We start from the raw sequence: 7,211 nt of genomic DNA on the forward strand, positions 1-7,211 counted from the left end.
TCTTATGAAAAAATACTTGCTGCCTGTTTTATTGTCCATCTTTCTTGTATTATCATTTTCTTCAAGTGCATATGCTTTAAATATTTGGCAAGCATCCAGCAATCCCGAGAACGGTTGGAAAAGATTCCTGTATGACGAGTTCAACATATCGTACGAGGGACAATGGACTGTCTGCGAGGTGTCACGCTGTACTAAAAACGTAAGACACACAAGCGGTGCAAAGATGAAATTTAATTTTGTAGGAGAACAATTCCGATTCATTTCCTACTACTACAACAATGGCTCAAAGGACATTGATGTTTATATTGACGGAGTAAAAACAAATAATTTCTCACTAAACGGGAATAATGACAGCACTTCAAGAATCATGTTCGAAAGTCCGATTTTAGCGTCAAAAGAACACTCCGTTGAAATCGTGAACAACACGACAGAATATTTATATATCGTTGCTCTGGATTTGCCTGACGGCAGCACATTACAACCGTTCGATCCGAAAACGCCGGAACCTAAACCGGAACCTAAACCAGAGCCAAAGCCCGAGCCTAAACCAGAACCGGATCCCGAACAAGGCGAAAGAGCAATTCTAGTCGTTACCATGACAACGGGGTTAGAAAAGGAATTTGACCTGAGCATGGGAGAAGTGAACGCCTTTATCAACTGGTATGAAAATAAACAAGCCGGTTCAGGCACAGCGTCCTACGCTATAAACAAGCATAACAATAACAAGGGCCCGTTCAGCAGCCGCAAAGACTATGTAATTTTCGATAAAATACTAACGTTCGAAGTAAATGAGTATTCCATAAAATAAAATAATTCTGAGAGACGTAGGAAAAACCTCCTCATTTGTCGAAGTATGTAGAACTATCGACGGAATGGAGGTTATTTTTTTGGATAAGTCTATAATTCTTAAACTAGTTAACGAAGTTACCGAAGAGGTTTTCGCCAAAAATAAAGAAGCCCTAGAAGATGAATCTGTCTTAGCAGGTAATGTTGAATTGACAGTTCGCTTATCAGCTCTGACGACAATTAAAATTCTTGAGCGCCTCGAACTTATCGATTCAGACTAGGTTTTTTCTTCTAAGCTTTTCAAAGCCTCCGCAACAGTTCTTCCCAACTCTGCTTTATCGATCTCAATGATTATTTCTCTAGCTGCCCCGATTGAAGGGCAGCTAGCTCTCCCCTCACAAACTCCCTTATTCGTTGTTCACATCCTTCATCTCCTCTCAATCAAAAAAAACCTCGCCGTAAGCGAGACCCTAAATGTTAGTGATATTGACATATTTTTTTGTTGTTAAAGCTTCCTCGACAAGACGAATCTCCTCAATATTTTCCGCGATCATTTTATCGTACAGCAAGTTACTTTTCTTTGACCTTGATTGAGTGCAGATGCTTCGTACCCTGATTCTAGAAAACCTCTTCCATTACGCTACACCTCCTACAATCATTCTACCCGACTGTCTTTTACCATACGATCGTATTTATTGGTGCATTTGTAGACCACAATAGCTCTGTGTTCGTCATGGTGATACTTAGTATGATGTTTTTCGTGCGTATATGAGCAATCAGTCATATAATATAGAAAAAAGGAGGTTATTTATTTGAAGAAAATTAGTGCAATATTCTTAATCTGCGTATTAGTATTGGTAGGCTGCGGAGGTGGACAAGCATCCAAAGATGAAGCTCTAGCACTCGATTATGTCAATACATACCTAAACGGCACCGACAAAGAGGCTAAGAAAAAGTTCGTGGAAGAGAAGGTACATCCAGAAGCGATGCCGCTGTTCGCTATGGGGATAAGCCTAGAAATTCCTGAAAAGAATATGTACAAAAACCCGAAAGTTATTGAATCAACGGAGTATGAAAAGGATGGAGAGAAAGCCACTATCGTATTGCTGTCAGGAACTGTAGACGGGAAAGATAAAGAAATGATCGTGTTAACGATGGATGGGAAGATAGGATTCGGCTTCGAGTCTGATAGCAAAAGTGAGAGTATGAAGAAAAATTATGATGAGATGCGTTCCAAGTTCAAAACTGAGCCACTGAAGTAACAAACAAGCCTCGGGCAATCCGAGGCTTTAGTTTTTTTATAGGGCAGCGCCAACACGTCATTCGCATAACAAAAAAAGTAAATTTAAGGTATTAATCACGCAAAATGGAATATATAAAATAAGGAGGTGGCCACCTCTCAGTTCGAAAGAAGGAGTGTTTACATGAAAAAAGGATTTCTTGCCGTATCATTGTCCCTGTTTTTGGCCATTGCTTTAATCGTGTTTCCTTTCTCCGGCACTAATGTAGATGCTAAAGGGGTAAGTGGCTCAATCACGATCAACAAAGAAACATATAAATATATCGAAGAATCTTTCGGAAAAAACCGAGGGATTACATTCAACCCAGGTCAACATACGTACAAAATAACTCCAAATCCTCACGACAATCCCAAATACAACAAAAAACAAGAGCAATTTTATGAGGAAATCGCAAAAGGCGTTAAAACTCTTGTAGAAAAATCAGGCTGGAAAGATACTCTCAGCAACATTACAGCTCTGGGTGAAACCTATACATTAGCTCCACGTTAAATTAGTTCTGCAAGAATACAACCTGTTGTATCCCTCAGTACTTTGTTTTACCCATCTTCAAAAATAGGTACTCCCAAAAATACATGTGATCTAATAGAATCTTGCTGAGCCCTTGTTAAGACAAGGGCTCTCCCCATTTTGTCCCAATCCAAGACAAATTCAATAAAAGCTCTATAAGAACGTGTTGAAAGTAAAAAGGCCCGGATCCCATTCCTGGCGTTTCATCTTTGTTTCCGGTCGCCCTTCAACATTCCTCATCTAATATCAATAACCCATTTATGCTGCTCCCAAAATATACGCCAGCTGCAACGCTCCTAGCATGGCGTTTTTTACGAAATGTCATCAAGCCTACGACCCGGAAGGGTCATGAAATTTTGTCTTTCGAAGGCAACCTGCTGATTATAGGGCTACAACCCAACAGCTAAGGAGTAAACAGAATATAAAAAAATTGGGACTATGATAAGGGAGTGGTACCATGTCAACAGCCAGTCTAAAAAAGTACGTCAGTAAATATGTTTTCGTACGTATTAAGGGCCAAAATAAAGGGTTTCCTTCCTTTGTACAAGAGGTAGTCGTTAGACAAGGGAGAAGTTGGATTACACTGTGGAAATGTTTTAGGTGCGCAGGTCCCATTCAAGTTCTCTATCGAACGAACCAAATTGCCAGCATTCGTGTGGTCGATGATCCAGTAAACGAGAATAAATGCAATAGCAGCAGAGGAACAAGAAAGCAAAAATAAAATCATCGGTGAAAGTGGATATATTGTCCTCGGGGGTGTGTATCCGGTAGAACCCTTCCAGCGCTGGATAGTGGGCTCAACTGCGTGGCATACATCATGAATCAGAATTACGTGGATGGTCTGCCGCCTTACCGCTATGGAGTAGTAGTTTCCCATTTTGGGATCGAACGGCTTTTCCTGGCCATTCTTTGTCTAAGGAACGGCGGAAGCAGAATTAAGGCATATGAAATAAAATATTGCCGTGCCATGATATGCCGTGAGGATTTACACCCCGCGGCTTTATTATTTCTCCCACGGCGTAGACTCCGATGAGCCTACCCTGACGGCAACATACTTACTGCCATGTGACAAATACAATAGAAGAACGGGCAACTGCAGATTTTGACTGGTTCACCGACGCTATTCATCCGAAAATAAAGAATTCGTCCCAAAAATGAAGATAGGAACGGTTAATCACTCCTCAAAAATTGCATTGTATCAACGTTTTTCTATTATTTCCTTATTTCAATTTGTCGTCGATCCCCCGGGTTTTATGCGCTATTGGGGGTCGACGACAATAATTCACAACGAACACCAACACTTGAACAATAGTATATACACTGTAATGCTACCACAAATCTAGCTTTTCAGGATACTTCCTTTATCCTATATCCTCTATCCTTCAGCCTTTACGGGCTTCGTCGGAGGAATGGAAGATTGCCGAGATTTCATGGTCGCGGCGGCGTCGCTGTCCTTAATTCGGAATGCGGCACATAAACCAAGAAGCAGAAATGCAGCAGCACCGAGCAGAGCGGTACGGTAAGCGAGTAGATTCATTTCAAGCTGTCCAGCATCGGCAGCTTCTACAGCTCCGTTCGTTAGTTGACCGCTTGCAATAACAGCCATGATGGCGGACAATACGGCCATTCCTATGGCCGGTCCAAGTCTGTTCTGAACCGCGAACCAAGTGGTAGCGCGCCCCATCGAGGCTGGAGGCACGTTGGAGAAGGCCGCGATCTGAACGGCTCCGACGGTATGTCCCAAACACAGGCCGACCGCGAACAGCATGCCTCGTATGAGCCATGGGCTCGTTCCTGCTCCAACCATGCTAAGCAGCACGAAGATCGTTGACGTGCAGAGCAGTCCGATCATAATAATTCGCTTGGGTCCGTACCTTGGATAGAACCGTGGTACAAGCTGCGAGGACACCATAAGTCCCAATGCCTCCGGGAAAGTAGTCAAGCCAGCATCTAAGGCCGAAGCCTGCAACGCATGCTGATACATGAGCGGAAATACATACAGCATGCCGAGCAGTCCCGCAGCGGAACACATGGCGACAAGTCCTGCCGTCCGGAACAGGCGGTCTTGCAAGAGCCTTAGATCCAGCAGTGGCTGTTGTACTCGAAGTTCAACAAAGACCATTCCTGCCAACAGCACCGTGCCCACACTGCCCGCAACGATTATCACTGGTGAACTCCAGCCCTGCAGCGGACCTTGGCTAAGCGCGTACATCACCAGTCCTAGCCCTGGTGCCGACAACAGGACGCCGGGAATATCCAGGCGGCCCGCCTCTGGCTCTTTGTGCTCCTGCAGGTACAGTAGGCCAAGCAGCAAAGCAGCAATTCCAAGCGGCAAATTCACATAAAAAATCCAGCGCCATGAAAGGTGCTCGACCATCACACCACTCAGGATTGGCCCCACTGCAGGTGCAATTGCGATTGGCAGCACGAGCGACCGTGAGATTTTGGCCCGTTCCTGAGGAGGGAATGTCCGGAACAGCATCGCCATTCCGAGTGGAGTAATTAAACCTCCCCCAATCCCCTGCAGGATGCGGTAGAAGATCAGAGAATGTACATCTCCAGCCGTTCCACACAGCACCGACGCACCAGTAAATATCGCAAGTGCAAGCAGGAAGATGCGTTTGGTGCCCCATCTGTCTCCCAGCCAGCCTGCCAGCGGCAGAACTATCGCAATGCTTACCAAGTATCCTACATTAAGCGCTCCCGATGCGGCTGGCGGAATGTGAAACTCGTCGCTTATCGTCTTCAGCGCAACGTTGAGGATGGTTGCGTCCATGGCAACCACGAACATGGCTGCCACGTACACGATGCACACTGCTTTTTTCGGATCCAAGCGCCTGCTCATTGAGCCTCTTCCAGCACAGATGTAACCGGCGCCACCAAGCTTCGAGGCCTCATATCTATCCAATGCAGATTAATATATTCGATGCTCTCTTCCCGAGAAACGGGGCCAAGAACCTTGCTCCAGCCCTCAGGTACGGCCGCGAAGGCCGGCCAGATCGAATATTGCTCCTCATCATTTCGCAGAACCAAAAACGAGCCGTCTGCTTGCTCAAAAGGATTTGCCATTCTGCAACCCCTCCCCTTCATAAGTAGGCTTCATGTGAATTTCATTCAAAATAATTAGTTCGCATTTTGCTGCAATATTGACCCCTTGTTCCCTTTCTCTTTCTCCCCTTACCTTGCTCGACCAATCACATCAAACAGAAGGATTGTCTCTGTCTCCTAAGAATAGAAGATTCCTACACATGAACTTCAGAAGCGGCATTCCTACTGCTTGCATTTTGAAGCTTCTGTAAGATACTTGCCCCAATTTCAGTTAAAGGCCCTGGCTGGCATAAGTCTTTATGCCGGCATGCAATATCATGGCGTTCGATACGGCCACCCACATAAGGAATCCACATCTCCGGCTCAATCGGATCGAACCAGTCTGGAATGATCGTCGAGCGGAAGAACAGCAGATCACCATCGTACCTTCTCGGCACATAAGCACCCAACAGGCGAACCGAATTCTCATACGTAACCTTCAAATTCATAATCGTCGCTTCATCCAATGTAGCCAAGGCGCTGCTGTCGCTGCGCAAAATACGAATTGCACTTGCAATCGTCAGCGGCTCATCGCCGATACTGTCGCGGTCATAGCCTCCCAAGGCAAGCAGGGCGGTCAACGCCTCCTCTTCATCCGGTTCTCCCCGAATCGGCAAGTAGTGGCTCGGATAGGCGTCCAGCATCGCCAGAAACGCGACCTCTTCCCCTTCTTCTTGCAGCTGCACGGCCATCGCATGCGCGACATTGCCACCCAGCGACCAGCCCAGCAAGCGGTACGGCCCCTGCGGTTGAATCATGCGAATATGGCGAATATAGTCGGCCGTCATCTCGTCCAGTGTCTGCGGAAGCTCCTCAGCCTGCGCAATTCCGCGTGCCTGCAAGCCGTAAATCGGGTAATTCACACCAAGATGCTTCATTAATCCGGCATAGCACCAGCTCAAGCCGCCTGCCGGATGGACGCAGAACAGCGGAATCTCTTCGCCATGCGTCCGCAGCGGCAGCAGCACTTGGAGCGCGCTGTTACCGCTGTCCCGATCCAGCTCCATCCGCTCCGCAAGGCCGGACACGGTTGGCGCCTCGAACAATACCGCAATGCTAAGCTCTCGTCCAAGCGCTTCGCGGATACGGCTGATGAGCCGAACCGCAAGCAGTGAATGTCCTCCCAGCTCGAAAAAACTGTCATCGATTCCGACGCGGCGAAGGCCCAGCACTTCAGCGAACAAATCGCAGAGCACTTCTTCATGCGGCGTTCTCGGGTTGCGCCCATCTGCATCAAGAGCAATATCAGGCGCCGGAAGCGCCTTGCGATCCAGCTTGCCATTCGGCGTGAGCGGTAGTGCATCCAGCCCAATAATCGCTGATGGCACCATATAATCAGGAAGCATGGAAGCCGCATGTCGGCGCAGCTCCGCCGCATCCCAATGGGCATTTGCAGCAGGAACCACATAAGCCGCAAGCCGCTTATCCCCTGGACTGTCCTCCCGCACAATGACCGCCGCCTGCGCTACGCTTGGATGTTTGGCAAGCACGACTTGAATCTCGCCCAGCTCGATGCGGAAGCCGCGAATC

General features: G+C 47.0%; 7 protein-coding genes. 4 read left to right on the forward strand and 3 right to left on the reverse strand.

All coding sequences use genetic code 11. The features are described 5' to 3' along the window. Positions 1–4 precede the first annotated feature (4 nt). The 4 genes from AZ66_RS09465 (at position 5) to AZ66_RS09480 (ending at position 2,576) form a co-directional block, all read left to right on the forward strand. A complete protein-coding gene (locus tag AZ66_RS09465; protein ID WP_044354624.1) occupies positions 5–808 on the forward strand; it encodes a hypothetical protein in 804 nt (267 codons plus the stop codon). 79 nt (positions 809–887) lie between these two features. Next, the gene (locus tag AZ66_RS09470) at positions 888–1,067 is read left to right on the forward strand and encodes a hypothetical protein (protein ID WP_044354625.1); all 180 of its coding nucleotides are present in this window, start codon (positions 888–890) and stop codon (positions 1,065–1,067) included. Between the two features lie 531 nt (positions 1,068–1,598). Beyond that, entirely contained in the window at positions 1,599–2,048 is a 450-nt protein-coding gene (locus AZ66_RS09475; protein WP_044354626.1) for a hypothetical protein, read from the forward strand. A gap of 162 nt (positions 2,049–2,210) precedes the next feature. Continuing rightward, on the forward strand, positions 2,211–2,576 hold the full coding sequence (locus AZ66_RS09480; RefSeq protein WP_021253174.1) for a hypothetical protein: 366 nt from the start codon (positions 2,211–2,213) through the stop codon (positions 2,574–2,576). 1,393 nt (positions 2,577–3,969) lie between these two features. Here AZ66_RS09480 and AZ66_RS09490 read toward each other — a convergent pair. The 3 genes from AZ66_RS09490 to AZ66_RS09500 all read right to left on the reverse strand — a co-directional run. Beyond that, on the reverse strand, positions 3,970–5,439 hold the full coding sequence (locus tag AZ66_RS09490; protein ID WP_044354628.1) for a DHA2 family efflux MFS transporter permease subunit: 1,470 nt from the start codon (positions 5,437–5,439) through the stop codon (positions 3,970–3,972). After that, positions 5,436–5,663, reverse strand: a complete 228-nt coding sequence (locus AZ66_RS09495) for an MbtH family protein (protein ID WP_044354629.1) — start codon at positions 5,661–5,663, stop codon at positions 5,436–5,438. Before AZ66_RS09495 ends, AZ66_RS09490 begins: the two co-directional genes overlap by 4 nt. A gap of 173 nt (positions 5,664–5,836) precedes the next feature. Then, a partial coding sequence (locus AZ66_RS09500; protein ID WP_044354630.1) for a thioesterase domain-containing protein occupies positions 5,837–7,211 on the reverse strand: 1,375 nt, incomplete at its 5' end.

This window comes from Paenibacillus sp. E194 (assembly GCF_000935845.1).
In the GTDB taxonomy this organism is placed as follows: domain Bacteria; phylum Bacillota; class Bacilli; order Paenibacillales; family Paenibacillaceae; genus Paenibacillus_B; species Paenibacillus_B alvei_B.